General features: G+C 47.0%; 1 protein-coding gene. It reads left to right on the forward strand.

Features of this window, described 5'->3' with window-relative positions; translation table 11 throughout:
• A partial coding sequence (locus NE619_RS18055) for a helicase-related protein (protein ID WP_256133868.1) occupies positions 1-434 on the forward strand: 434 nt, incomplete at both ends.

Consider the following 434-nt stretch of genomic DNA (forward strand, 5'->3'; position numbering starts at 1 on the left):
CAATGCCTGCGTCAGAGAAGTTCACCGATTTTGGGAGGAGGGAAAAGAAGAAAAAATGACCCAGCTATTATTTTGTGACCTTTCCACACCAAAAACGGATGGAAATTTCAATGTTTATACCGATGTAAGAGAAAAGCTAATCGCGAAAGGTGTACCGCCTGCGGAAATCGCGTTTATCCATGATGCCAACACAGAGACTAAGAAAAAAGAATTGTTTGCAAAGGTACGAAGCGGTACGGTCCGAATTCTTATGGGCAGCACCTTTAAAATGGGGGCCGGTATGAATGTACAGGACAAGATTATCGCCAGCCACGATCTTGATTGTCCCTGGCGGCCGCGTGACTTAGAGCAGAGGCGAGGGCGGTCGATACGGCAGGGGAATCAAAATGACAAGGTTTCCATTCTTCGCTATGTGACAGAGGGCACCTTTGATG

This window comes from Anaerovorax odorimutans (assembly GCF_024459955.1).
GTDB classification, from domain to species: Bacteria; Bacillota; Clostridia; order Peptostreptococcales; family Anaerovoracaceae; genus Hominibacterium; species Hominibacterium odorimutans_A.